A 24,577-nucleotide genomic window follows, 5' to 3' on the forward strand; every position below is an offset into this window, starting at 1 on the left:
ATAAGGATGACTATCATGCAGGAGGTTCCTTGTGGCAAAAAAGGAAATCAATATTAACAATTACAATGACGATGCCATTCAGGTATTAGAAGGGTTGGATGCGGTCCGCAAACGTCCAGGGATGTATATCGGATCGACCGACGGAGCGGGACTTCACCATCTGGTCTGGGAGATTGTGGACAATGCAGTCGATGAAGCCTTATCAGGCTTCGGTGACCGGATCGATGTGACGATTAATAAAGACGGCAGTCTAACCGTTGCAGACCACGGACGCGGAATGCCAGTCGGTATGCACGCGATGGGCATTCCCACGGTTGAGGTTATTTTCACCGTTCTCCATGCTGGGGGTAAGTTCGGTCAAGGGGGTTATAAGACCTCGGGCGGTCTCCACGGTGTAGGCTCCTCTGTTGTCAATGCCCTATCCAGCTGGCTGGAAGTGGAAATCACGCGCGACGGGGCTGTTTACAAGCAACGCTTTGAAAATGGGGGAAAACCAGTCACCACGCTCAAGAAAATCGGCACTGCACCTAAGTCCAAGTCTGGGACCAAAGTAACCTTCATGCCGGATGATACGATTTTTTCAACGACAGACTTCAAGTACAACACCATTGCGGAGCGGCTTAAGGAATCAGCCTTCCTACTCAAGAATGTCCGCCTGTCGCTGACCGATGCTCGCACTGGCGAAGAAGTAGAATTCCACTATGAAAACGGGGTTGAGGACTTTGTCAGCTACCTCAATGAAGACAAGGAAACCCTGACTCCTGTCCTCTATTTTGAGGGGGAGGAGAGTGGTTTCCAAGTTCAAGTGGCCCTCCAGTATAACGACGGCTACTCCGACAATATCCTGTCTTTTGTCAATAACGTCCGCACCAAGGATGGCGGTACCCACGAGACGGGACTCAAGACCGCTATTACCAAGGCCATGAATGACTATGCTAGAAAGACAGGCCTGCTCAAGGAAAAGGACAAGAATCTGGAAGGCTCAGACTATCGCGAGGGTCTAGCTGCTGTTCTTTCTATCCTAGTTCCAGAGGAGCACCTGCAGTTTGAAGGCCAGACCAAGGACAAGCTGGGCAGCCCTTTGGCTCGTCCTGCCGTGGACTCCATCGTCTCTGACAAGCTGACCTTCTTCCTCTTGGAAAATGGTGAGCTAGCATCTAACCTTATCCGTAAGGCCATCAAGGCCAGAGATGCCCGTGAGGCAGCCCGCAAGGCGCGTGACGAAAGCCGCAATGGCAAGAAGAATAAGAAAGACAAGGGCTTGCTCTCTGGTAAGCTGACTCCAGCCCAGTCCAAGAATCCAGCCAAGAACGAACTCTATCTGGTCGAGGGAGACTCTGCCGGTGGCTCTGCCAAGCAAGGCCGTGACCGTAAGTTCCAAGCCATCCTGCCTCTGCGTGGTAAGGTTATCAATACTGCTAAGGCTAAGATGGCTGACATTCTCAAGAACGAAGAAATCAACACCATGATCTACACCATTGGAGCGGGTGTTGGGTCAGACTTTACCCTTGAGGATGCCAACTATGACAAGATTATCATCATGACCGATGCGGACACCGACGGTGCCCATATCCAGACCTTGCTGCTGACCTTTTTCTATCGCTATATGCGCCCGCTGGTCGAGGCCGGCCGCGTCTATATCGCCCTGCCGCCTCTCTACAAGATGTCCAAGGGCAAGGGCAAAAGCGAAGTCGTTGAGTATGCCTGGACTGATGGCGAGTTGGATGACCTGCGCCGTAAGTTTGGCAAAGGAGCTATGCTTCAGCGCTACAAGGGGCTCGGTGAAATGAACGCCGACCAGCTCTGGGAGACCACCATGAATCCTGATACCCGCACTCTTATCCGTGTCACCATCGAAGACTTGGCCCGCGCCGAACGCCGTGTCAATGTCCTCATGGGTGACAAGGTCGAACCACGCCGCAAGTGGATTGAAGATAATGTTAAGTTTACGCTTGAGGAGAGTGGGGAAGTTATTTTTTAGGAGAATAATATATGGATAAACAAAAACTAGCATCTTTTGCATTTGGTATAACTGGATTAGATTTAGATAAATTGCTAGAGGGAACAGGGCTAAATGAGAAAATAGAACGCCAAGAAATTCAAAAAGCGGTAAGCGATTTTGAAAATATAATATTGGAGAGACACGGCGACAATCCGAGTTATGATGATATAGCCAAATTCTGGAAGGAAAATCAAGTTTTTGAAGAGCTTGTGAAGATTCGCTATTCATTGAATAGTAATTATAACAGTTATGAAGGGTTTAAAGATTTCCTTAGTAGAAAGGATAGACCCCAAGATTTTAATGATTCCCTATCATCTGAATTGATGGATGAATTAGATAAATGCTTGATTAAAGCTGTTCAAAAAGCTTCTAATATGAGTCAATCTGATTTAGGAGCTCATTCTGAAATGCATGAGAAAACTAGAGATAAAATCTCTGAGTTACAGGAACAAGGCAGCAAGCAACATCAGGAGCTTTTAGAAGCGATTAAACAAGTGCAGAGTCCGGATATTTCAGATTTTGATTGGTATTTTGAAGCTATCGAGTTAGAAGGTCGTTCTGTTAACTGTTATGAATTGAAATCTCAGTATGAAGATTTAGTATTGAAGGATGTCAATTTTTGGTATGTCAATAAGTTATGGAAAAAGACGCTTGAATACGAAATCAATCGAGCTTTAACATGGATTGAATTAATTGAACATAAAATAAATTTTATAGATAAATTATCTGAAATGGATATGCTAAAAATCTTAGGAGATAAATCTGTTACCTTATATCAAAAATCTGATTATCAGAATATGAAAATGTGTTTTGAAGGATTATCTTTTAGAGAGCACTATCTACAAAGTAAAGCTATTTTTGAAGATTTGTTTTCCGATGGAACTTCAGATAAATGGATTGTGACGAATAAAGCCGAAATAGGGGATATCAAAGTTGGGAGTAAACTTTCTAATAGAATGATGAAAGGTTTCAAAAAATTCTATACCTTTGATTGTGTTGGCGGACCAGCACAATTGGTGAATGATTTTTTCTATGAAGGGAAAAGTCTTTTGGTTATTGAAGGAACTTTTAAAGGTAATAAAATTTATACTGTGTTTGAATTTACGACTTCAAGTCAGGCTAATACAAGAAATCTAATCCCGAGCAGACCCCAATCGTTATCTGATGAAGATGATAAAATTATTGAATTAATAGAAAATTCAATTAAAAAAGGCTTATCTTATGATTTAGATGACATTATTACTTATAGTCATCTATTAAGCATGAAGAATTACTTTATTGAACCTTTGGATTAAAAATGATATATATCCTAGTATTTCACCTCTAAAATAAAAAATGATACATCAAGATTTTCTTGTTTCAGAGCAAAAAACTAAATCCCATATATGTGATTTGCATTTTTAGAGTAAAAACCGAACGTTTACATGTGTTCCGAGCAATTTTGGAGCAAAAGATTAAAAACCACATGAAGAAAGAGGAGTTTTATGAAAAAAGAATATGGAATCACTAGTTTAACTGTACGCAATTTAGAAAACAACGAATTTTTCCAGCTCATGTCTGAGAGCATGGAGGAGATTGCGGCTTTTAATAAGGCTAACAAGGTGGATGCTATTTACACGACTAAGCTGGCGGAGATGGAGCAGCTTTTGGCTAAGCTACAAGGCGGGCTTCATCAGACCAAGTCCAGCAAGCTGGTGGCTAGTTTGGATCAGGCTGACCGCGAGCGTGACGATGCTTTGGCTACGCTCCAGTCTTTGGTTCGGGCCTTTGCACGGGTCAAGGACGCAGCGACCAAGGAAGCCTACGAGACCCTATCTCAGCTCCTGAAAAACTACAGTGGCCTAGCTAGCACTAGCTTTGAAAAGGAGACGGAAGGCATCAACCATCTGCTTCAAGAGCTGAAAAAGCCGGCCTACCAGACAACACTGAGCAAGCTTCATCTGGAAGCCCATGTCGACAGTCTGGCTGCTGCTCAGAAAGCTTTTAACAAGATCTACAAGGAGCGACTGACTGAGCTCAAGGGCAAGGCTCCAAGCCAGAATAAGACTGTCCGCCTCAAGCTGCAAGAAATCTATGATTTCCTTGTGGACTTCACCGCCATCGGTGCTTACGCTTATCCCGAAAGAACTCACATGGTCAATCTCCGTGACCACCTCAACACTATCCGCAGCCGCTACAAAAAACGCAAACCTGCTAAGAAGGTGAAAGAAGAAGTGGCGGGGGCGAAGTAGAAGTTTCTTGTAAATACATTTTGGCAAGGAGAATGCTATGTTTACTGAACAAAGAATATTACAAAGACTTGGATTAGAAAATCAAGAAGAATTACTTGTTTTTTTAGACCTTAGCAATAGACTTGATAAGATTAAATATTTCTATCCCGAATTTCAATTCAGCACAAATAATTTGATTGAAATGTCATGGGAAAATAATGGATATTTTAAGCTAACCGGATTCGATAATGAAAAAACAAAGGAAACCACTTCTCTTAGAAGAGGGTGGGAAACGATTTTAAAGTTTCCCGCTAAAAGTGATGATTTGGGATCATTAAACGAAACTCCGGATGCTTTTCCGAAAGGAAATATTCCCAAAGGGGATGGTGAAGATTGGTACTTTCACAGAGGACATGTTTTTGCGAGAAGATTCCATAAATATGTAGTTGGATATAAAATTTTAAATGCTCAACATCAGGATACCCAAGAAAAGTGGTCTAAAATTTCTATCGATTCTCGGGATAAAAATCTTTTTACACAATTTTCTAGAGCAAATAAAGAGCAAGCAGAAATCGAAGAAAAAGTGCACCGGTTATTGCTAAGCGAAGAATCAGTCTATTATGAAGTGAAACTGGTCTTTAAAAATTCAAGTGACAAATATCCTATTGGAACTGAAATATTTTTTGTACCCATATCATCACCAGATGAGTTTAACCACTATTTTATTCCAAATGTTGATTCTGGTTTTGATTTAGAAAGCTCACAAACGGACTATGATGATTTTTATAAGAATGGATATAGTGAAGAAGATCATAGAGAGTTTTTTGCTGATAGTGATAGAAAACATAGAAATTGGCAGATTAGCGAGAATGAATCTTGTACTATAGAGTCGAATGGTGGTAATTTTTCTATTAGAGAATTATCTAAGATAGCGGTAGATAGTCTCATTGAAAATCTGAAAAAAAACAATAAAATAACTACATGTAGTAAGTATGTGCAACATGGTGAACAATGGACATTTTTAGGTCAAGCATTAACTCATTACCCTTCTACAGGTACGCTATTATTACAGGGGAATAAATTGCAAGAATTTGAAAAGGTCAAACAATGCCTTTTAGACTATCTGTCTAAGGAATACTGACAGTACAATCTTGATATTAACTGATTCTAATAGACTAAATTAGAAAAGAAAGAAGAGTAATATGTAAAACAATTCGATAAAAAATCTGATTGACCATTTCTGTTATTTTATAGTCCTGCTCTTTTCAAAACTAATATAAACAAAAATTAGAAGGTATTCCCATGAGAACTGAATCTGAAATGTTTGATGTGATTTTGCAAACCGCAAAAGTGCTACAAGTCAACGCTGTCGCCATGTCCGGCTCACGGACAAACCCAAATGCCCCCAAGGACGAGTTCCAAGACTATGATGTGGTCTACATTGTGGAGGATTTGGATGGTCTGACGGCCGACCTTGCTTGGTTGGAAAGGTTTGGCAAGCGCATCATCGAGCAGCATAACCTACTTGACCATCGCCGCCTCTATCTCATGCTCTTTGAAGATGGCAATCGGATAGATTTGACCCTCTGCCCCAAAGAGCACATCAAAGAGTGGGTGAATAGTGAAGCAGATTTCACGGTGCTGGATGACACGCAGGGGCTTTTTGAGTCTTATGCACCGACACCCAAGCGCTATTGGACGGCACCAGCCAGTGCGACTGACTTTTACAAATCCTGCAATGAATTCTGGTGGGTGTCAGCTTATGTAGTCAAGGGCATTTATCGAAATCACCTTGTCTATGCGACGGATCATTTGTATGGAATCTGCCAGCAAGAATTGCTCAAGATTTTAGCTTGGCAAGTAGCAGCAGATAAGGGTACGGTTGATGTTGGTAAGAACTACAAGTACCTCTTTCAGTATTTGCCTGCTGAGAAAGGGAAAGAATTTACAGCCTTGCTTGACTTTTCTGAGCAGAAAAGCCTCACCAAGTCTCTCTTAGCTACCATGGACTTTTTCCACAAAGAAGCACAAGATTTCTCTCTCAAAACCGGCTTCCCTTATGACAAAGAAACCGCAGAGAAGATGATTGAGTATGCTGAAGAGAGAGTGAAGAAGTTTGGGAATAACTAGAAAAATGAAAAAGTGAGAGGAGAAGACTCATGATCGAAAAAGTGGAACGCCTCATTACAGAGATTAATCGTATTCATCTAGAATATTCTAAAGATTATTTTGAAACTGGTAAGGTGGAGAAAATCAATCTCAAGCATACCTTTTCAAAAGTTCCGACTAAAGCGATTTTGGCCTACCGTCTGAATTTACATGAGTCAATTAATGACTATCTGATGAAAGCGGAGGTCCAAGATATTGCCTATGTTTATCGTGTCAAAACTTCTGAGTCTATTTTAGATAAAATTACACGTTTTTCCGAGCGTCAAGAGGGCTATCCTGTGAATTCCATTCTTAATGATATTTTTGGTGCTCGTATGATTTTAAGTTCCAAAGAGATAGCTCAAGTCATGGATAAATTAGATGATTGGCAAGAGATGTACGGACTAAAAAACTGGTATTTACGTGATAAAGATGGCTATGTCGGTATTCATATCTATTTTAAAAATAAAAGTAATTTTTACTATCCATGGGAACTCCAACTTTGGGATAAGAAAGATGTAGATAGCAATATCGCCAGTCATATCAAGTATAAACGAGGATTTGTGAGGTAGGAGAGTGAATAAGAGTAGTAACTATGACACCGGAAATGTTTGAGAGATTAATCAATGCGATTGATTCAACAGATTGGATTTCAAATGTGATTGGAATTTTTTCAATCGTCATTCCTATTTGTTATGCAATTTCTATTTCAAAGAAAGATACTAAAGAATTAGATGAACGGCAAAAAAAATTGGAAGAAATTCAAGGAGATATTAGAGATAATATAAAACTTTTATCTGAGTATCAGGTGAAAATTGGATTGTATGAAAAGAGATTAAATTTATATCATTTTTTTAAAGATTTAGGTGATAATTGGACTTTTTATTATGATCGTGTGCAGAGTAATCCTTATATAGTACCACTTAATTATTTTTGTAAAGAATATTTTATATTAAATCAAATAGAAATTAATGTCCATGAATTGAAAGCTCCTCAAATTGACAAATTAGTAGAATATCTTACAGAAAAACATAATATACATGATAGAGAGTTTGAAAATTTAAAATTATATTATTCTTTATCTGAAGCTGATATTACTTTAGTTGAGGAAATTAAAAATCATTTTGTGGTAATTTATGGAGAATTATTAAACCTCCTAGAAGGAATAAAAAATAATCGTCCTACTAGCGTAAACTTTAAAAGTAATGGAGAGCTATATAATGTTTTTAAAATAGAAAATGAAAAAGGTGAGAGTACACAGTATGCAAGTCTATTAAAATTTTTAGAAACAGAGTTGTTAATCAACTATAAAAAATGAGGGAAATATGTCTAACATTCAAAACATGTCCCTTGAGGACATCATGGGAGAGCGCTTTGGTCGCTATTCCAAATACATCATTCAGGAGCGGGCCTTGCCAGACATTCGCGATGGCTTGAAGCCTGTTCAGCGCCGTATTCTTTATTCCATGAACAAGGACGGCAACACCTTTGACAAGGGCTACCGTAAGTCTGCCAAGTCAGTTGGGAACATCATGGGGAATTTTCACCCCCACGGTGACAGCTCCATCTACGATGCCATGGTTCGCATGTCTCAGGACTGGAAAAACCGTGAGATTCTCGTTGAGATGCACGGGAATAATGGTTCCATGGATGGTGATCCACCAGCGGCGATGCGTTATACTGAAGCACGCTTGTCTGAGATGGCTGGCTATCTTTTGCAGGATATCGAGAAAGATACCGTTCCTTTTGCTTGGAACTTTGACGATACTGAGAAGGAGCCGACTGTTCTGCCGGCGGCCTTTCCTAATCTCTTGGTCAATGGAGCAACTGGGATTTCAGCTGGTTATGCGACGGATATTCCGCCTCATAATCTAGCTGAAGTCATTGACGCGGTCATCTATATGATTGACCATCCGTCTGCCAAGGTGGACAAACTCATGGAGTTTCTGCCTGGTCCAGACTTCCCGACAGGAGCCATTGTCCAAGGTCGAGATGAGATTAAGAAAGCTTACGAGACTGGGAAAGGTCGAGTTGTAGTGCGTTCCAGAACTGAGATCGAAAAGCTGAAAGGCGGAAAAGAGCAAATCGTCATTACCGAGATTCCTTACGAGATTAATAAAGCGGTCTTGGTCAAGAAAATCGACGATGTGCGGGTCAATAACAAGGTAGCTGGCATTGCTGAGGTGCGGGACGAATCCGACCGGGACGGTCTTCGCATTGCCATCGAGCTCAAGAAAGACGCCAATACCGAGCTGATTCTCAACTATCTTTTCAAGTACACTGATTTGCAAGTCAATTACAACTTCAACATGGTGGCGATTGACAATTTCACGCCTCGTTTGGTGGGGATTGTGCCAATCTTGACCAGTTATATTGCCCACCGCAAGGAGATTATTCTGGCTCGCAGCCGCTTTGACAAGGCCAAGGCTGAAAAACGACTTCATATCGTGGAAGGACTGATTCGGGTTATTTCCATCTTGGACGAGGTGATTGCCCTGATTCGTGCTTCAGAAAACAAAGCAGACGCCAAGGAAAATCTTAAAGTCAGCTATGATTTCACTGAGGAGCAGGCTGAGGCTATCGTCACTCTCCAGCTCTACCGTTTGACAAATACAGATGTAGTGGTTCTGGAAGAGGAAGAAGCAGAGCTGCGCGAGAAGATTGCCATGCTGGCTGCCATTATCGGCGATGAGCGAACTATGTATAACCTCATGAAGCGGGAGCTCCGCGATGTCAAGAAGAAGTTTGGCAATCCCCGTCTCAGTGAGCTACAGGATACAGCAAACGCCATCGAGATTGATACAGCTAGTCTCATTGTTGAGGAAGAGACCTATGTCAGCGTGACACGTTCTGGATACATCAAGCGGACTAGTCCTCGTTCCTTCTCAGCTTCAACCTTAGAAGAAATGGGCAAGCGTGACGATGACCGACTGATTTTTGTTAGCCCGGCCAAGACGACTCAGCATTTATTGATTTTCACCAGCCTGGGAAATGTTATTTATCGGCCTGTTCATGAGCTGTCAGATATCCGCTGGAAAGAAATCGGAGAACACCTCAGCCAGACTATCAGTAACTTCGATACCAAAGAAGAGGTTATCTATACGGAATTGCTGGACAGTTTTGAGGAAGGCACTTACTTTGCAGCGACTAAACTGGGACAAATCAAGCGAGTGGAGCGCAAGGAGTTTAGTCCTTGGCGGACCTACAAGTCTAAGTCCCTTAAGTTTGCTAAGCTGAAAAATGAAGACGATCAGGTCATTGCTCTGGCGCCGATTAAGCTGGATGATGTTATGCTCGTGACCAAGAATGGCTATGCTCTTCGCTTCAATATTGAGGAAGTACCAGTTATCGGAGCTAAGGCAGCTGGGGTTAAAGCCATCAATCTCAAGAAAGACGATGTCCTAGCGGCAGCCTTTATCGCCAATACAGACTCACTTTACCTCTTGACTCAGCGTGGTTCGCTCAAGCGTATGGCAGTCGCAGATATTCCTGTTACCAGTCGGGCAAATCGCGGTCTTCAAGTTCTGAGAGAGCTTAAGACCAAGCCCCATCGTGTCTTTGCAGCTGGACCAGTCTTTGGCGAAGCAGCAGATTTTGACCTCTTTACTACTGAAGCAGAAGCCAGTGAAGAGCAGATTTTGCAAGTGCTTTCTAATAAAGGAACGGTCTATGAAATCAATCTGGCTGATCTTAGCCTGTCTGAGAGAACCAGTAATGGCAGCTTCATCTCTGATACTATTTCAGACGAAGAAGTTTTCTCAGCTTATATCAAGTAATCAACAAGCCAGTTCACACGAACTGGTTTTTTAAAAAATAAATTTTCAGAAAATTGAAAATAATGATTGAATTTTTCAGAAAAAGGTGTACAATAGGGAGTATCTATAAATTGAAAGATAAGGAAAAGAGGAAAAAGACTATGACAGTAAATCTTGATTGGGAAAATCTTGGCTTTTCATATATGAAATTGCCCTATCGCTATATCGCTTATTATCGGAATGGTCAGTGGGAGGAAGGACAGCTGACAGAAGATGCGACCCTGCATATTTCTGAGTCTTCACCAAGCCTTCACTATGGCCAGCAGGCTTTCGAAGGTCTAAAGGCTTATCGTACCAAGTATGGTAGTGTTCAGCTTTTCCGTCCAGATGAGAATGCTAAACGCCTGCAACGCACATGCGATCGTCTCTTGATGCCACAAGTTTCAACTGAAATGTTTGTGGAAGCTTGTAAGGCTGTTGTCCGCGCCAATGAAGAATATGTACCGCCATATGGAACAGGGGGAACTCTCTACCTTCGTCCCCTTTTGATTGGTATCGGAGATATCATCGGGGTAAAACCAGCAGAGGAGTATATTTTTACGATTTTTGCTATGCCAGTTGGAAACTACTTCAAGGGTGGTTTGGTTCCAACCAACTTCTTGATCCAAGACGAATATGACCGCGCAGCTCCACATGGTACGGGTGCGGCCAAGGTCGGTGGTAACTACGCAGCTAGTCTCCTACCAGGTAAGATGGCTAAGTCTCGTAACTTTTCAGACGTTATCTACCTAGATCCGTCAACTCATACCAAAATTGAAGAAGTCGGATCAGCCAACTTCTTTGGAATTACAGCAAACAATGAATTTGTGACTCCGCTTAGCCCATCCATTCTCCCATCCATTACCAAATATTCCCTGCTTTACTTGGCAGAGCATCGCTTGGGCTTGACGCCAATTGAAGGTGACGTTCCGATTGATAACTTGGATCGCTTTGTTGAAGCAGGAGCTTGTGGTACGGCAGCAGTTATCTCGCCAATTGGAGGAATCCAGCATGGCGATGATTTCCATGTATTCTATAGCGAGACAGAAGTCGGACCAGTGACTCGCAGACTCTACGATGAGCTGACTGGTATCCAATTTGGTGATGTAGAAGCTCCAGAAGGTTGGATTGTAAAAGTAGACGAATAACTTTAAGAGCCTTTCGAGGCTCTTTTTATTGAGGAAATCACTTGCCAGCTTTGCTATTTTTGTGTAAAATAGAAACTTGAAAGAGGTAGAAGAATGAGTAAAAAAGATAAAAAAATTGAGATTCAGATTGCGGATAGTAAGGTGAAGCTTGGCGCGGATCAATTTGATGGCTACACCCTTTCTATTGGGAAAAAAGTCATTGGCGAGATTGCTGAGTTTGACGGCCAATTTGCTATTATCAAAAATGGCAATGTTGAAAGTTTATATAAAAAGCTTGAAAAAGCAGTGGAAACTTTGATTGAAACCTACAATTTAGGAAAATAAGGGCTTGCGCTTTTATTAGATTAATGATATAATTGATATCGTTGATTGTCGGAGAGATAGCGAAGAGGCTAAACGCGGCGGACTGTAAATCCGCTCCTTCGGGTTCGGGGGTTCGAATCCCTCTCTCTCCATTTCATCATTGGGGTATAGCCAAGCGGTAAGGCAAGGGACTTTGACTCCCTCATGCGTTGGTTCGAATCCAGCTACCCCAGTTCTTAGGTAATATATCAGATAAAGGATAAAATATCGTCGGATATTTTATTTCTTTATAGGGTGGAAAACGGTAAAAGATAAATCAATGTCGTTTGCGGGTGCTTAGGAAAATAATTATAAGTATGTCAAGTAGTATACTTGATTGTTGGAGGATTTTTTTAGATGAATGAATTTGAAGATTTGCTAAACAGTGTTAGCCAAGTCGAGCCAGGTGATGTCGTTACTGCTGAAGTATTGACAGTGGATGCTAACCAAGCTAATGTTGCCATTGCTGGTACTGGTGTTGAAGGGGTTTTGACTCTGCGTGAGTTGACAAATGATCGTGATGCTGACATCAATGACTTTGTGAAACCAGGTGACACACTTGAATTGCTTGTTCTTCGTCAAGTAGTAGGTAAAGATACAGACACAGTTACTTACCTAGTATCTAAAAAACGTTTAGAAGCTCGCAAAGCATGGGACAAATTGGTTGGTCGTGAAGAAGAAGTTGTTACTGTTAAGGGCACTCGTGCTGTTAAAGGTGGACTTTCTGTTGAGTTTGAAGGACTTCGTGGATTTATTCCAGCTTCAATGCTCGATACTCGTTTCGTTCGCAACACTGAACGTTTTGTAGGTCAAGAATTTGATGCTAAGATCAAAGAAGTAGATCCAAAAGAAAACCGCTTCATCCTTTCACGTCGTGAAGTTGTTGAAGCAGAAGCTGCAGCAGCGCGTGCAGAAGTATTTGGTAAATTGAATGTTGGTGATGTTGTGACTGGTAAAGTTGCTCGCATCACAAGCTTCGGTGCTTTCATTGACCTTGGTGGTGTTGATGGTTTGGTTCACTTGACTGAACTTTCTCATGAGCGCAACGTTTCACCAAAATCTGTTGTTTCAGTTGGTGACGAAATCGAAGTGAAAGTTCTTGATTTGAACGAAGAAGAAGGCCGCGTGTCACTTTCACTTAAAGCTACAACTCCTGGACCATGGGATGGTGTTGAACAAAAACTTGCTGCTGGCGATGTAGTTGAAGGTACAGTAAAACGTTTGACTGACTTCGGTGCTTTCGTTGAAGTATTGCCAGGTATCGACGGACTTGTTCACATCTCACAAATTTCACACAAACGTGTTGAAAATCCAAAAGATGCTCTTAAAGTTGGTCAAGAAGTAACTGTTAAAGTTCTTGAAGTGAATGCTGCTGCTGAGCGTGTATCACTTTCTATCAAGGCTCTTGAAGAGCGTCCAGCTCAAGAAGAAGGCCAAAAAGAAGAAAAACGTCAATCTCGTCCACGTCGTCCACGTCGTCAAGAAAAACGTGACTTCGAGCTTCCAGAAACTCAAACTGGTTTCTCAATGGCTGATCTTTTCGGTGATATCGAATTGTAATTTACTTAAGAAGAGGCTGAGTTTCTCAGCTTCTTTTTTCGTCTTTTCAAGTGGGACTTTGTATCCGAGTCATTTATTGCGATACTTGCTCTTTATGCATATTCAGTTTTATTTAAGCGAAAGATGCTAGACTAAATCTCTCGTGCATTCTATGAGAAAGGAGGCTGCCGTGAAGTTTATTTTCAATTCTATTAGATTCATAGTTAGCTTGGTTTGGCGGCTCATCTGGGGGCTTATTTGGTCTGTGGCACTCAGTTTTCTTGTTCTTGTAGGTGTTTTTTATTTTACTACTTCGACAGAGACGGGGGCAGAGGGATTATCGCAGGCTCTTCGAACTACTGTTACTCAAGTGGATCAATTTTTAACGCATCAAGGACTTTCCACTGGTCTTCAGACTAGTGAGGGAATTCAGCCCAATCAGCTGACAGATGAGCATAAAGGGACGGGAGCTCGCTGGGAGAAGGCTGGTGCTACGGTATATATCGATACCACGAATGCAACTTTACGTTCAGCCTATCAGGAGGCTATTAATTCCTGGAACCAGACAGGAGCTTTCACCTTTCAAATCATCAATGACAAAGAAGAAGCGGATATTGTTGCGACGGAGATGAATGACGGCAGTGTCAGTGCAGCTGGTGAGGCAGAGTCCAAGACCAACCTGCTGACCAATCGTTTCACCCATGTGACTGTTCGCCTTAATAGTTACTACTTGTTGGACAGACGCTATGGTTACTCTCATGAGCGGATTGTCAATACAGCAGCGCACGAATTGGGCCATGCTATCGGATTAGACCATAATGAGGAGGAATCAGTGATGCAGTCGGCAGGCTCATTTTATAGTATTCAGCCAGCAGATATCCAGGCTGTAAAAGACTTGTATCAATCATAAAGGTATGCTAAAAACGATTTTTAATTTTATTAGACGCTTCCCAGAGCAAGTTTTCCTCTTTCTTTTTAATTCAGGAATTTTTGCTTGGCTGTGGAAAAGCGGCAGCGATATTGCTAACCAGCTAGGCGTGACAGCAGCTTGGGAAGCTCATGTTCCAGCGCCTATTCAGGCCTTCTTTGGAGAGAATGTTGAGACCGTTCAAGGATTTTTCCAGCATTCGGCCATTATGTGGCTGATTGGTTCTATGATTATTCTTTGGATTGTTCGTTTTGTCAAAGGGATGATAAAGCTAAGTCTCTTTGTTTTGATTATTTTGCTGGGCATTTATCTGGTCATGCAAAATCAAGAAGTTCTAGGGAGTTTTCTGTAAACTACAAGCAATTTATAGAAGAAAATTCTTCTAATACGAAGAGACTTAATTGAGCGAGAGCAAGTCTTTTATAGCAAATTCAGAGCAAGCTTTCCGAGAAGTTTTTAGGAAGTCTTTCACTGTTTGCTCTTGGTTCCTACTTTTATCTAAAATCGAGGATTCAAGCTTGAAAAAGCTTGATGAGCGTTGGTCATGCTTAGTAAAAAAAGGCTTTTAAAAAATATTTTAAAAAAAGCAAAAGAAAGGGTTTACATTCACGTTTTGATATGCTATAATGAAACCACAAATTGAATAGGGTGAGCGTTACTAAGTTGGATTAGGCGTGACCGCAAATGAATTGGAAGAGGCAAGTGCTCTTGTATTTTCCGTTTATTTGCGGTCATTTTTATTTCACGAAAACCCAAGAAAATGATAAGGAGGGAACTATGTATCGAATCATACTTCCTATGAATAACAATGTTGCTCTAGCCAAACATGAAAATGGTGAAGAGGTTGTTCTGATTGGTAGTGGGATAGCATTCAATAAGAAAAAGGGTGATCCTGTTCTGGAAAGTAAGATTGAGAAAGTCTTTCGTATGAGAACGGAAGAGTCCAAGGAAAACTTTGTGGCCTTGCTCAAAGATGTTCCACTGGACTTTATCACAGTGACCTATGATGTGATTGACACGCTTTCCAAGAAATACCATTACCCAGTCCAGGAGTATATCTATGTCACACTGACGGACCATATCTACTGTTCTTATCAAGCGCTTCAGCAGGGGCGGTACAAGAGCAGTGACCTGCCAGATGCTTCAGGTAAATATCCCATTCCTTATCAAATTGCACAAGAAGCAGTGGCTATTTATCGGGAACGACTCTTAGAAGCCTTTCCGGAGGATGAAATAAATAGAATTGCTTATCACTTTATCAATGCAGAAGGGGTCTCCAATCCAGCAGGCCAGGGTTATTTGGATCAGCGGAAGGAAATTCTAGCTGCTGTAGAAGAAGAGCTAAGAAAACAGGGAATAAAAAGAACATCGGATAATAGCAACTTCTATGATCGGTTTATGATTCATCTCAATTACTTCTTAGATTACTTAGACAGAAGCCGAGATGATAATGTTTCACTGTTAGAAATGGAAAGTCAGATTAAACTGACCTATCCTCAAGCCTATCAAATTGGAACCAGCCTCTATGATATTATTGCCCAGAAAACTGGAATAGATTTGTATCATAGTGAGCGAGTTTATCTGGTCTTACATATTCAACGATTACTATAAGGAACATTAAATGGAGGATCTATCATGAATAGAGAAGAAGTAACATTACTTGGTTTTGAAATCGTAGCCTACGCGGGCGATGCTCGTTCCAAGTTGCTGGAAGCATTAAATGCAGCGCAGTCTGGAGAATTTGCCCGCGCTGAAAGTTTGGTGGAAGAAGCAAATGCTTGTATTGTCGAAGCGCACCATGCTCAGACCAGCCTTTTGACCAAAGAAGCTGCTGGTGAGGATTTGGCCTATAGCGTGACCATGATGCATGGTCAAGACCACCTGATGACAACCTTGTTGCTCAAGGATTTGATGAAACACATGATTGAACTATATAAAAGAGGAGTAAAATAATGAACAAACTCATTGGACTTATTGAGAAAGGGAAGCCTTTCTTTGAGAAGATTTCTAGGAATATTTATCTTCGTGCTATTCGGGATGGCTTTATCGCTGGTATGCCAGTTATCCTCTTCTCATCTATCTTTATCTTGATTGCCTATGTGCCAAATGCATGGGGCTTCCATTGGTCTAAGGACATTGAAACTTTCTTAATGACCCCTTATAGCTATTCAATGGGGATTCTTGCTTTCTTTGTGGGCGGGACCACTGCAAAGGCTTTGACGGACTCTGTCAATCGCAGCCTGCCTGCGACCAACCAGATTAACTTCTTATCTACTATGCTGGCTTCTATGGTCGGCTTCCTCCTCATGGCCGCTGAGCCTGCCAAGGATGGTGGTTTCCTGACAGCCTTTATGGGAACAAAAGGTCTTTTGACAGCTTTCATCGCAGCCTTTGTGACCGTTAATGTCTACAAAGTTTGTGTGAAAAATAATGTCACCATTCGTATGCCAGAAGAAGTTCCACCCAATATCTCGCAAGTATTTAAAGACTTGATTCCATTTACTGTATCAGTTGTTCTGCTCTATGGTTTGGAACTGCTTGTTAAAGCAAGTCTGGGAGTAACCGTTGCAGAATCTATCGGAACGCTTCTTGCTCCACTCTTCTCAGCGGCAGATGGCTATCTGGGAATCACTCTTATCTTTGGTGCTTATGCCTTCTTCTGGTTCGTGGGAATTCACGGTCCGTCTATCGTTGAGCCTGCCATTGCTGCTATTACTTATGCCAATATCGATGCCAACTTGGCTCTAGTTCAAGCTGGTCAACATGCGGATAAGGTTATTACTTCTGGTACTCAAATGTTCATCGTTACTATGGGTGGTACTGGTGCGACCTTGATTGTTCCTTTCCTCTTCATGTGGATCTGTAAGTCTGAGCGTAACCGTGCAATTGGACGGGCATCTGTTGTCCCAACCTTCTTTGGTGTTAATGAGCCTATTCTCTTTGGTGCTCCAATCGTACTGAATCCGATTTTCTTTATTCCATTTATCTTTGCACCTATCGCAAACGTATGGATTTTCAAATTCTTTGTTGATACCTTAAACATGAACTCCTTCTCAGCCAACCTTCCTTGGGTGACACCTGGACCTCTGGGAATTGTGCTAGGTACCAACTTCCAGCTTCTGTCCTTTGTTCTTGCAGCCCTTCTTGTCGTAGTGGATGTGGTTATTTACTATCCATTTGTCAAGGTTTATGACGAACAAATCTTAGAAGAAGAACGTTCTGGCAAAGCCAACGATGCTCTTAAAGAAAAAGTAGCTGCTAACTTTAACACTGCTAAAGCGGACGCTATCCTTGAAAAAGCAGGAGTGGATGAAGAAGCTCCAGCGCAAAACAATATTAGCGAAGAAACCAATGTTCTGGTGCTCTGTGCAGGTGGTGGTACTAGTGGATTGCTGGCCAACGCTTTGAATAAAGCAGCAGCTGAATACAATGTTCCTGTCAAAGCAGCAGCGGGTGGCTACGGTGCTCACCGTGAAATGCTGCCTGAGTTTGACCTGGTTATCTTGGCCCCCCAAGTTGCCTCCAACTTTGAAGACATGAAGGCGGAAACTGATAAATTGGGTATCAAGCTGGCTAAGACTGAAGGCGGCCAATACATCAAACTAACCCGTGATGGTAAAGGGGCGCTTGCCTTCGTTCAGGAGCAATTTAACAACTAAATCTGTTTATTTGAGATGAAGCAACTTGATAGAGAGTGGGACAAAAGTCCTAGCCTCTCAATTGTCTTTGGATTGTCGAGCAAGACGCAGTGGTTGAGTGGTCTCTACTACGCTGATTTCATCAGCTTTTATAGCCCTACTCAACTGTGCGGAGGTGGGACGACGAAATCGAATTCTAACGAATTACCGATTTCTGTCCCACTCTCCAAATGTTATTGAAAGGAAAATAAGATGACAAAAAGCTTACCTAAAGATTTTATTTTCGGTGGTGCAACAGCAGCCTATCAAGCTGAGGGAGCAACCCATACAGATGGCAAAGGACCTGTTGCCTGGGATAAGTACCTAGAGGATAACTACTGGTACACGGCAGAACCTGCCAGTGACTTTTACCACAAATACCCTGTGGATCTGAAATTGGCTGAAGAGTATGGTGTCAATGGTATTCGGATTTCCATTGCCTGGTCACGGATTTTCCCGACGGGCTATGGCGAGGTCAATCCAAAAGGTGTGGAATTTTACCATAATCTTTTCGCAGAATGCCACAAGCGTCGTGTAGAACCTTTTGTGACCCTTCACCACTTTGATACACCAGAGGCTCTTCATTCAAATGGAGATTTCCTCAATCGGGAAAATATTGAGCACTTTGTGGACTATGCGGCTTTCTGTTTTGAAGAATTTCCAGAAGTTCGCTATTGGACGACTTTCAATGAAATTGGTCCCATTGGTGATGGTCAGTACTTAGTTGGGAAATTCCCTCCGGGTATCCAGTATGACTTGGCCAAGGTTTTCCAATCTCATCACAACATGATGGTCTCCCATGCCCGTGCTGTTAAGCTCTATAAGGACAAGGGCTACAAGGGTGAAATCGGTGTCGTTCATGCACTTCCTACAAAATATCCTTACGATCCAGAAAATCCAGCAGATGTCAGAGCAGCAGAGTTGGAAGATATTATCCATAACAAGTTTATCCTAGATGCGACTTATCTGGGGCACTATTCAGATGTAACTCTGGCAGGGGTGAATCATATCCTTAAGGTCAATGGTGGCCAGCTGGATCTGCGAGATGAAGACTTTGCGGCTTTAGAAGTAGCCAAAGACCTCAATGACTTCCTCGGCATCAACTACTATATGAGTGATTGGATGCGCGACTTTGATGGTGAAACAGAAATTATCCATAATGGAAAAGGCGAAAAGGGAAGCTCTAAGTACCAGATTAAGGGAGTAGGGCGCAGAGAATCTCCAACCCATATTCCGAAAACTGATTGGGATTGGATTATCTATCCGCAAGGCCTCTATGACCAGATCATGCGGATTAAGAAAGATTATCCAAACTACAAGAAGATTTATATCACAGAAAATGGTCTGGGTTATAAAGATGAATTTGTGGACAATACGGTTTACGACGATGCTCGGATTGACTACGTCAAGCAGCATTTGGAAGTTTTATCCGATGCGATTGCGGACGGGGCTAATGTTAAGGGCTACTTTATCTGGTCTCTGATGGATGTCTTTTCTTGGTCTAACGGTTATGAAAAACGCTACGGCTTATTCTACGTAGACTTTGAAACGCAGGAACGATATCCGAAGAAATCCGCTCACTGGTATAAGAAACTAGCTGAAACACAAATCATTGAATAAAAAATAAAGCCGTTAGAGTTGAGCTCTTTCGGCTTTTTTGGGCATGCTAATCCATAGAAGTCTGATTTGATGGTATTCAATCGCTAGACAGGATATTCTGGTCTGAGTGCTTGCGGAAAAATTTAAAATTCTCCTTTGAATTGGCTTGAGAGATAGACAGTTTGGATTTCATTTTTTATGACAGCCAATGGCTCTGTACTTGGAAATCTGCTATAATGGTTTTATGATTATTTTACAAGCAAACAAGATTGAACGCTCTTTTGCAGGGGAGCTACTTTTTGATAATATCAACCTGCAGGTGGATGAGAGTGACCGGATTGCACTGGTCGGTAAAAATGGAGCTGGGAAGTCAACCCTGCTCAAGATTTTGGTGCGCGAGGAAGAGCCTACTTCTGGTCAGATCAATAAAAAACGAGACCTATCTCTGTCCTATCTGGCTCAGGACAGTCGCTTTGAGTCGGAGAATACCATCTACGACGAGATGCTGCTGGTCTTTGATAGTCTGCGTCAGCAAGAAAAACGCTTGCGGCAGATGGAGCTGCAAATGGGAGAGTTATCAGGAGAAGAGCTGACGGCTCTCATGACCCAGTACGACCAGCTGTCCGAGGACTTTCGCCAGAAGGGTGGTTTTACCTACGAGGCCGATATTCGAGCTATTTTGGATGGTTTCAAGTTTGACCAGTCCATGTGGCAGATGAAGATTTCTGAGCTTTCAGGCGGGCAGAATACCCGTCTGGCTCTGGCCAAGATGCTTTTAGAGAAGCCAGAGCTGTTGGTACTGGACGAGCCGACTAACCACTTGGATATCGAGACCATTGCTTGGCTAGAAAATTATTTGGTAAATTATAAAGGTGCTCTCATCATCGTCAGCCACGACCGCTATTTCCTAGACAAGGTTGCGACCATCACGCTGGACTTGACCAAGCATTCCTTGGATCGCTATGTGGGCAATTACTCCGGTTTCGTGATCCAAAAGGAGCAGAAGCTAGCCACTGAAGCCAAGAACTATGAAAAGCAACAGAAAGAAATCGCTGCGCTGGAGGACTTTGTTAATCGCAATCTAGTCCGGGCCTCCACAACCAAACGGGCTCAGTCCCGCCGTAAGCAACTGGAAAAGATGGAGCGTTTGGACAAACCAGAAATCGGCAGCCGCTCGGCCAATATGACTTTCAGATCTGATAAGGTTTCTGGAAATGTTGTGCTGACCTTGGAAGATGCAGCTATTGGCTACGGAGAGGAAGTCCTGTCGGAGCCGATTAACCTTGACATTCGTAAGTTCAATGCGGTAGCTATTGTCGGGCCAAATGGGATTGGAAAGACGACCTTGATTAAATCACTAATCGGTCAAGTTCCTTTCATCAGAGGCAAGGAGCAGCTGGGAGCTAATGTGGAAGTAGGCTACTATGACCAGACCCAGAGCAAACTGACTGCCAGCAATACGGTTCTTGATGAGCTATGGAATGACTTCAAGCTGACGCCAGAGGTCGAGATTCGCAATCGCTTAGGCGCTTTCCTCTTCTCGGGAGATGATGTCAAGAAGTCTGTCGGCATGCTGTCGGGTGGAGAGCGGGCGCGGCTGCTCCTAGCCAAGCTGTCTATGGAAAATAACAACTTCCTCATCCTAGACGAGCCGACCAACCACCTGGACATTGACAGTAAGGAAGTGCTGGAAAATGCCCTAATTGACTTTGACGGCACCCTGCTCTTTGTCAGTCATGACCGTTACTTTATCAATCGTGTAGCCACCCAGATTATCGAGCTCTCTGAGACGGGCTCTACCCTTTATCTGGGTGATTATGACTACTATCTGGAGAAAAAGGCAGAGCAGGAAGCCTTGCGTGAGGAGACGGAGCAGGTTGATTTTGACAAGCTTGTCCCTGCCAATGACTATCAGCTCCAAAAGGAAAACCAGAAAGAACAGCGTCGGCTGGCCCGCCGCTTAGAGCAATTGGAAGCGCAAATCGAGGACTTGGACAGTCAAATCAGTCAGCTTCAGGAAGCTATGCAGGCTACTAATGATGCCAATGAACTCATGGAGAGACAGCAGCAAATCGACCAGTTGACCGCCGCCCAAGAAGAAGCCATGCTAGAATGGGAAGAACTGGCGGAGAAGGTGTAGGAGTATGCAGTTTCTGTGAGAAATGAGCTTCTTAGAGCTCAGAATGCTTAATTCACATGTGAAATCAGCCAAAAAGAAAAAAGTGAATGTTTATATATTAAATCTTTCGTTTTTGTAGAAAAAATTTGATTTTTCCTGAAGACTCATCTCGCTTAGAGTAAGTTTTAAACTTTCTCATGCGTGCTGAGTCCTTTTTAGGAGATACTGCTAAGGCTGTTTCGAGCGGGTGGAAATCTATGACATATGGGTTTGGAGATTAAAAATGAAAAAGAAATCGATTTTTAAAGCAAGTTTTGAAGAGAGTTTAAATCTGGAAGATGATGGTTTTTTACAGTATCTATTGAAGGAGCAAGATAAAAAAGTGTCCAAACCTCCAAGGAATGTATTTGATTATTTCAAAAACTCTCTTTTGTATGGTATATTGACACTCATTTTCCCGATTGGATTCAACTTTTTATTATTAGCTTTTTCAACAATGCTTTATAGTAGTGACCCCAAAGATTTAGCCTTACCCATTTCTAATTATAATTTTTTAACGGCTCATGTTTATGTAATCGGGTTACTTATATGGCTTCTCTTCGTTCTAATTGGTAAATTTATCAAACCATTTTTTATCCTTCCATATAGGACTCATTTTCATGTCATAACGTTTTTGATTTGGTTTGTCATAGAGTTCGACCTCGCTGTTCTTGGTTTAGTATTGCCTTTTCTAAAAATTTTAGGAATTTTTCTTCTTGTTTGTGTTCTTTTAGCCTTAATTTATTGGATGTTAAGGATAGAACTTAGAAGTTTGGCAAAACGGATGTATGGAGAAGGTCAGTCCCCCACCTTACTTGATAAAATTGCTAGAGGCCTTGCTATATATGGAGTAGGGGTATTAGGATTGGGTGTGATTGTTAATTCTATTTTTAAAGCTTTTTCTATTAGTTTTTCACCTTCCGTAACTGTTTTTGGTCTCTTCATATGTTGGATTTTGTTAAACATTGGTTTAATTGCAATGCTTATTTTTATGGAATTTCCTTATTTCCTTTATGCTTACTATAAATGGAAATATCCTGAAGAATACCGCGAGTGGGAAGGGAAAACAGTAGAAGAATGGTATGGCTTGAGATATTTGAAAGAGCACTCAGAATTAGTAGAAAAGAAGATTGAGAATTAAACTTATGACAAAAAAGTCACTATTTACAGCCAGTTTTGAAGAGAGTTTAAATCTATTAGATGATGCTCCACTTCAGTATTCAAAGAAAGAGTATTATGAACATTTAGGAAAGGGATTACATAATGGAATTCCAAGTATTGGTTTCAGAATTAAGAATATTCTCTTTAGTATTTTCTTTGTTTTTGGTGGAAATTTTCTTTTAGCAATTTTCGCTAATTCTTTGAACAATGCGGATCCTAAAGATCTTACATTACCCATTTACAAACCGCAACTATTGACACCTGAAATTTTCTTGATTGGGTCGTTTATTTGGCTTGCGTTGATTATAGTTGGAAAAATTTTTCGAGAGCCATTTATCCGTCCATATAGACATCGTTTTCATATTTTAACCTATTTAATTTGGTTGGCTATAGAGTTTAATTTATTTGGAATAACAGTAGCTTTACCGACTCTCACATTAGTTGGTATCGCTGGTATCTATTTTCTCATATTTGTTCTTGCTTTGTTCTTTATTCGTACCGAGAGAAGAAGTTTAAAAAATCGTTTCTTTGGTGAGGTGAGCGAGAATACTCTACTTGATAGAGTGCTGCGTTATATTGCTTTGTATGGTTCTGGAGTGCTAGGGATTGCTGTAATTTTAAAGATAATTTTATCCAATACTGGAATAGTTGTTTCGCCTCATTTAACTTTATTAGGATTATTGTTGGTATGGATAGGATCGGATATCGCTCTTTTGGCAATGATAGTATTTATGGAGTTTCCTTACTTTCTAGAAGGCTATTACAAATGGAAATACCCCGAAGAATACCGCGAGTGGGAAGGCAAATCAGTGGAAGAATGGTATGGAAAAAAATATTTAAAAAAGCACAAGGAGTTATTGAAAAATAGGTAAAAAGAACGATTGGTGCGGATATAGAGATAAGTGAACAGAGTTTTTAGCAGAACAGCAATTAAAGGAATTTAAGTGGTAAGCAAATGGAAGATTTAGGCAAAGTTTTTCGTGATTTTCGTTTAAATGGGCATTATTCTTTGAAGGAAGCGGCGGGTCAGGTTTGCTCGACCTCTCAGCTGTCTCGTTTTGAGCTGGGAGAGTCGGACATGACCCTCTCGAAATTTTTAGATCTCTTGGATAATATTCATGTGACACTTGAGAATTTTATGGAAAAGGCAAGGAATTTCCAGCAGCATGAGCACGTGGCCATGATGGGTAAGATTATCCCTCTTTACTACTCAAATGACATCAAGGGATTTCAAGACTTGCAAGCGGAGCAGTTGGAAAAGGCCAAGGCCAGCAGTGCGCCTCTTTACTATGAGCTGAATTGGATTTTGATGCAGGGCTTGATTTGTCAGCGAGACAGCCAGTTTCGCATGAGGAAAGAGGATTTAGATAAGGTGGCTGATTATCTTTTCCAAGTGGAAGACTGGACTATGTATGAGCTGATTCTCTTTGGCAATCTCTATAGCTTTTATGATGTGGACTATGTCTACCGTTTGGGCAAGGAAGTCATGGAGCGGGAGGACTACTACAAAGAAATCGGTCGCCATAAGAGACTAGTCTTGATTCTAGCTCTCAATTGTTACCAGCACTGTTTGGAAAGTCGTTCTTTTGATAAGGCTAGTTATTTTGAGGCTTACGTAGAGAAAATTATTGGCAAAGGCATCAAACTCTATGAACGCAATGTGTTCCTCTATCTCAAAGGTTTTGCGGCTTATCAGAAGGGAAAGAAGAAGCAGGGAATCACGCAAATGCAGGAAGCCATGCACATCTTTGAAGTGCTGAATTTACCTGAGCAAGTCGCCTATTATCAAGAGCATTTCGATAAGTTTGTAAAAGCATAATTTCCCAAATATGGGAAAAATAAAGAACCTCCCTCCATTCCTGATACAATAG

21 protein-coding genes and 2 tRNA genes are annotated in these 24,577 nt (G+C 41.7%); all 23 read left to right on the forward strand.

What is annotated here, in order from left to right:
* The first annotated feature begins 31 nt into the window (after nt 1-31).
* The 23 genes from parE (at nt 32) to HBA50_RS03715 (ending at nt 24,525) form a co-directional block, all read left to right on the forward strand.
* Nucleotides 32-1,981: a DNA topoisomerase IV subunit B gene (gene parE / locus HBA50_RS03600; protein ID WP_045496628.1), complete on the forward strand. Its 1,950-nt coding sequence runs from the start codon at nt 32-34 to the stop codon at nt 1,979-1,981.
* A gap of 11 nt (nt 1,982-1,992) precedes the next feature.
* Nucleotides 1,993-3,297, forward strand: coding sequence for a hypothetical protein (locus HBA50_RS03605; RefSeq protein ID WP_045496631.1), 1,305 nt, complete (start codon nt 1,993-1,995; stop codon nt 3,295-3,297).
* Nucleotides 3,298-3,486: 189 nt separating this feature from the next.
* Complete coding sequence (locus tag HBA50_RS03610) at nt 3,487-4,233, forward strand: DUF6261 family protein (RefSeq protein ID WP_045496634.1); 747 nt, start codon at nt 3,487-3,489, stop codon at nt 4,231-4,233.
* A gap of 37 nt (nt 4,234-4,270) precedes the next feature.
* The gene (locus HBA50_RS03615; protein ID WP_045496637.1) at nt 4,271-5,353 is read left to right on the forward strand and encodes a hypothetical protein; all 1,083 of its coding nucleotides are present in this window, start codon (nt 4,271-4,273) and stop codon (nt 5,351-5,353) included.
* Between the two features lie 161 nt (nt 5,354-5,514).
* Nucleotides 5,515-6,342 (forward strand): aminoglycoside 6-adenylyltransferase, encoded by an 828-nt coding sequence (locus HBA50_RS03620; protein WP_045496640.1) that lies wholly within the window; start codon nt 5,515-5,517, stop codon nt 6,340-6,342.
* 29 nt (nt 6,343-6,371) lie between these two features.
* Nucleotides 6,372-6,932: a RelA/SpoT-related domain-containing protein gene (locus HBA50_RS03625; protein WP_045496643.1), complete on the forward strand. Its 561-nt coding sequence runs from the start codon at nt 6,372-6,374 to the stop codon at nt 6,930-6,932.
* Nucleotides 6,933-6,955: 23 nt separating this feature from the next.
* Nucleotides 6,956-7,678 carry a hypothetical protein gene (locus tag HBA50_RS03630; protein ID WP_052687616.1) on the forward strand — a complete coding sequence of 241 codons (723 nt, stop codon included), beginning with the start codon at nt 6,956-6,958 and terminating at the stop codon, nt 7,676-7,678.
* A 7-nt stretch (nt 7,679-7,685) separates the two neighbouring features.
* On the forward strand, nt 7,686-10,136 hold the full coding sequence (gene parC / locus HBA50_RS03635; protein WP_045496646.1) for a DNA topoisomerase IV subunit A: 2,451 nt from the start codon (nt 7,686-7,688) through the stop codon (nt 10,134-10,136).
* 140 nt (nt 10,137-10,276) lie between these two features.
* Entirely contained in the window at nt 10,277-11,302 is a 1,026-nt protein-coding gene (locus tag HBA50_RS03640; RefSeq protein ID WP_045496649.1) for a branched-chain amino acid aminotransferase, read from the forward strand.
* 93 nt (nt 11,303-11,395) lie between these two features.
* Nucleotides 11,396-11,626: a DUF2969 domain-containing protein gene (locus tag HBA50_RS03645; RefSeq protein WP_045496652.1), complete on the forward strand. Its 231-nt coding sequence runs from the start codon at nt 11,396-11,398 to the stop codon at nt 11,624-11,626.
* Between the two features lie 50 nt (nt 11,627-11,676).
* Nucleotides 11,677-11,757: transfer RNA gene (locus tag HBA50_RS03650), tRNA-Tyr, on the forward strand.
* 9 nt (nt 11,758-11,766) lie between these two features.
* Nucleotides 11,767-11,838 (forward strand) — tRNA-Gln (locus tag HBA50_RS03655).
* A gap of 163 nt (nt 11,839-12,001) precedes the next feature.
* Complete coding sequence (gene rpsA / locus HBA50_RS03660; RefSeq protein WP_015604624.1) at nt 12,002-13,204, forward strand: 30S ribosomal protein S1; 1,203 nt, start codon at nt 12,002-12,004, stop codon at nt 13,202-13,204.
* A 151-nt stretch (nt 13,205-13,355) separates the two neighbouring features.
* Nucleotides 13,356-14,093 (forward strand): matrixin family metalloprotease, encoded by a 738-nt coding sequence (locus tag HBA50_RS03665; protein ID WP_200893256.1) that lies wholly within the window; start codon nt 13,356-13,358, stop codon nt 14,091-14,093.
* Between the two features lie 4 nt (nt 14,094-14,097).
* Nucleotides 14,098-14,463: a hypothetical protein gene (locus HBA50_RS03670; protein ID WP_045496665.1), complete on the forward strand. Its 366-nt coding sequence runs from the start codon at nt 14,098-14,100 to the stop codon at nt 14,461-14,463.
* 425 nt (nt 14,464-14,888) lie between these two features.
* Nucleotides 14,889-15,722, forward strand: a complete 834-nt coding sequence (locus HBA50_RS03675; RefSeq protein ID WP_045496669.1) for a PRD domain-containing protein — start codon at nt 14,889-14,891, stop codon at nt 15,720-15,722.
* Nucleotides 15,723-15,746: 24 nt separating this feature from the next.
* The gene (gene lacF, locus HBA50_RS03680; RefSeq protein ID WP_045496673.1) at nt 15,747-16,064 is read left to right on the forward strand and encodes a PTS lactose transporter subunit IIA; all 318 of its coding nucleotides are present in this window, start codon (nt 15,747-15,749) and stop codon (nt 16,062-16,064) included.
* The gene (locus HBA50_RS03685; RefSeq protein WP_045496676.1) at nt 16,064-17,770 is read left to right on the forward strand and encodes a lactose-specific PTS transporter subunit EIIC; all 1,707 of its coding nucleotides are present in this window, start codon (nt 16,064-16,066) and stop codon (nt 17,768-17,770) included. The genes lacF and HBA50_RS03685 overlap by 1 nt, the downstream gene beginning before the upstream one ends.
* 231 nt (nt 17,771-18,001) lie before the next feature.
* Nucleotides 18,002-19,408 carry a 6-phospho-beta-galactosidase gene (gene lacG / locus HBA50_RS03695; protein WP_045496679.1) on the forward strand — a complete coding sequence of 469 codons (1,407 nt, stop codon included), beginning with the start codon at nt 18,002-18,004 and terminating at the stop codon, nt 19,406-19,408.
* 223 nt (nt 19,409-19,631) lie between these two features.
* Nucleotides 19,632-21,527, forward strand: a complete 1,896-nt coding sequence (locus HBA50_RS03700; RefSeq protein ID WP_045497688.1) for an ABC-F family ATP-binding cassette domain-containing protein — start codon at nt 19,632-19,634, stop codon at nt 21,525-21,527.
* A gap of 262 nt (nt 21,528-21,789) precedes the next feature.
* Nucleotides 21,790-22,686, forward strand: a complete 897-nt coding sequence (locus HBA50_RS03705; protein WP_045496682.1) for a membrane protein — start codon at nt 21,790-21,792, stop codon at nt 22,684-22,686.
* A 4-nt stretch (nt 22,687-22,690) separates the two neighbouring features.
* Nucleotides 22,691-23,578, forward strand: coding sequence for a hypothetical protein (locus tag HBA50_RS03710; protein WP_045497692.1), 888 nt, complete (start codon nt 22,691-22,693; stop codon nt 23,576-23,578).
* A gap of 83 nt (nt 23,579-23,661) precedes the next feature.
* Nucleotides 23,662-24,525 carry an Rgg family transcriptional regulator gene (locus tag HBA50_RS03715; RefSeq protein WP_045496686.1) on the forward strand — a complete coding sequence of 288 codons (864 nt, stop codon included), beginning with the start codon at nt 23,662-23,664 and terminating at the stop codon, nt 24,523-24,525.
* Nucleotides 24,526-24,577 lie beyond the last annotated feature (52 nt).

Source organism: Streptococcus cristatus ATCC 51100 (assembly GCF_011612585.1).
GTDB classification, from domain to species: domain Bacteria; phylum Bacillota; class Bacilli; order Lactobacillales; family Streptococcaceae; genus Streptococcus; species Streptococcus cristatus_H.

Bases quoted from the DNA above. Each gene is read 5' to 3' on its own strand.
- rpsA (WP_015604624.1), top strand. From the start codon at position 12,002: ATGAATGAATTTGAAGATTTGCTAAACAGTGTTAGCCAAGTCGAGCCA.
- HBA50_RS03670 (WP_045496665.1), top strand. From the start codon at position 14,098: ATGCTAAAAACGATTTTTAATTTTATTAGACGCTTCCCAGAGCAAGTT.
- HBA50_RS03675 (WP_045496669.1), top strand. From the start codon at position 14,889: ATGTATCGAATCATACTTCCTATGAATAACAATGTTGCTCTAGCCAAA.
- HBA50_RS03700 (WP_045497688.1), top strand. From the start codon at position 19,632: ATGATTATTTTACAAGCAAACAAGATTGAACGCTCTTTTGCAGGGGAG.
- HBA50_RS03645 (WP_045496652.1), top strand. From the start codon at position 11,396: ATGAGTAAAAAAGATAAAAAAATTGAGATTCAGATTGCGGATAGTAAG.
- HBA50_RS03710 (WP_045497692.1), top strand. From the start codon at position 22,691: ATGACAAAAAAGTCACTATTTACAGCCAGTTTTGAAGAGAGTTTAAAT.
- HBA50_RS03665 (WP_200893256.1), top strand. From the start codon at position 13,356: ATGAGAAAGGAGGCTGCCGTGAAGTTTATTTTCAATTCTATTAGATTC.
- HBA50_RS03610 (WP_045496634.1), top strand. From the start codon at position 3,487: ATGAAAAAAGAATATGGAATCACTAGTTTAACTGTACGCAATTTAGAA.
- HBA50_RS03685 (WP_045496676.1), top strand. From the start codon at position 16,064: ATGAACAAACTCATTGGACTTATTGAGAAAGGGAAGCCTTTCTTTGAG.
- lacF (WP_045496673.1), top strand. From the start codon at position 15,747: ATGAATAGAGAAGAAGTAACATTACTTGGTTTTGAAATCGTAGCCTAC.
- HBA50_RS03615 (WP_045496637.1), top strand. From the start codon at position 4,271: ATGTTTACTGAACAAAGAATATTACAAAGACTTGGATTAGAAAATCAA.
- HBA50_RS03625 (WP_045496643.1), top strand. From the start codon at position 6,372: ATGATCGAAAAAGTGGAACGCCTCATTACAGAGATTAATCGTATTCAT.
- HBA50_RS03715 (WP_045496686.1), top strand. From the start codon at position 23,662: ATGGAAGATTTAGGCAAAGTTTTTCGTGATTTTCGTTTAAATGGGCAT.
- HBA50_RS03705 (WP_045496682.1), top strand. From the start codon at position 21,790: ATGAAAAAGAAATCGATTTTTAAAGCAAGTTTTGAAGAGAGTTTAAAT.
- HBA50_RS03640 (WP_045496649.1), top strand. From the start codon at position 10,277: ATGACAGTAAATCTTGATTGGGAAAATCTTGGCTTTTCATATATGAAA.
- HBA50_RS03605 (WP_045496631.1), top strand. From the start codon at position 1,993: ATGGATAAACAAAAACTAGCATCTTTTGCATTTGGTATAACTGGATTA.
- parC (WP_045496646.1), top strand. From the start codon at position 7,686: ATGTCTAACATTCAAAACATGTCCCTTGAGGACATCATGGGAGAGCGC.
- lacG (WP_045496679.1), top strand. From the start codon at position 18,002: ATGACAAAAAGCTTACCTAAAGATTTTATTTTCGGTGGTGCAACAGCA.
- HBA50_RS03620 (WP_045496640.1), top strand. From the start codon at position 5,515: ATGAGAACTGAATCTGAAATGTTTGATGTGATTTTGCAAACCGCAAAA.
- HBA50_RS03630 (WP_052687616.1), top strand. From the start codon at position 6,956: ATGACACCGGAAATGTTTGAGAGATTAATCAATGCGATTGATTCAACA.